A 1,013-nucleotide genomic window follows, 5' to 3' on the forward strand; every position below is an offset into this window, starting at 1 on the left:
ATCATGAGAGTCCATCCCTAACTCAATAGCCGGGTGTTGCACTCAGCCTCTGAAACCGCCGATTTATTAGTGGCACCCGACGTATAACAGATAACTATTTAATGCTCATAAAATAGCAATAAATCATACTTCACCTGTTCATTATTGAACCGACTGATAGTTGTCAGTCGTTGTGTAGTGCTGCACCGCCAGGCCTGAATGACGCAGAAGGACCGGGGCTGCGGGGCGATCCACGCAAGCGCCCCCTTTTGCAGCGCATTGGCTGCCCATCGCCCGATTCAAGGTCATGGCCAACGCCGCGAGGCGTACACCATCAGCTTGCAGCTCGCCGCTAACCGCTTGCGACTCAATTGGCCCATCTCTTGCTTTAGCAATCCCACGGTAGCCAACGGCGGCTATCACCCTTTACGACAAAGACGTCGCTTATCTTTTTCCGCTCACGTGGACAGAGAGGCGACGTTTTTTGCGTTTTGGCCCCGGTGACGGGGCCGGTGACGGGGCCGGTGGAGTCGCCGTCATTCGGAACACTCCACCATAGCGTCTGGAATACCCCGCGTCGCGGTCATGGCCCGACTGACTAACTAGCAGATGATGAGGTGTGCACATGGATACAAGCTTCTGGAAGGCCGGTCACAGACCGACCCTGTTTGCAGCCTTTCTGTATTTCGACCTGAGCTTCATGGTCTGGTATCTGCTTGGCCCGATGGCGGTACAGATCGCCACCGACCTGCACCTCACTACTCAACAGCGCGGCCTGATGGTGGCAACGCCGATTCTGGCAGGTGCCGTGCTGCGCTTCTTCATGGGCCTGCTGGCCGACCAGTTGTCCCCCAAGACAGCCGGCATCATCGGTCAGGTGATTGTCATAGGTGCCTTGTTCACTGCCTGGCAATTGGGTATTCACAGCTACGAGCAGGTCTTGCTACTAGTGTACTGTTTTCGAAATAAGTTACCCATAACCTGCAAGCTAAGCTATTGATAAGATTTGAATCTCGAGATCGGAAGAGCGGTTC

General features: G+C 54.5%; 1 pseudogene. It reads left to right on the forward strand.

The annotated features are described in order from the left end of the window. Positions 1-604: 604 nt before the first annotated feature. Positions 605-928: pseudogene (locus DW49_RS0123970) on the forward strand (MFS transporter); the annotation flags it as partial. Between the last annotated feature and the right edge of the window lie 85 nt (positions 929-1,013).

Source organism: Pseudomonas avellanae BPIC 631 (assembly GCF_000444135.1).
Lineage (GTDB): Bacteria > Pseudomonadota > Gammaproteobacteria > Pseudomonadales > Pseudomonadaceae > Aquipseudomonas > Aquipseudomonas avellanae.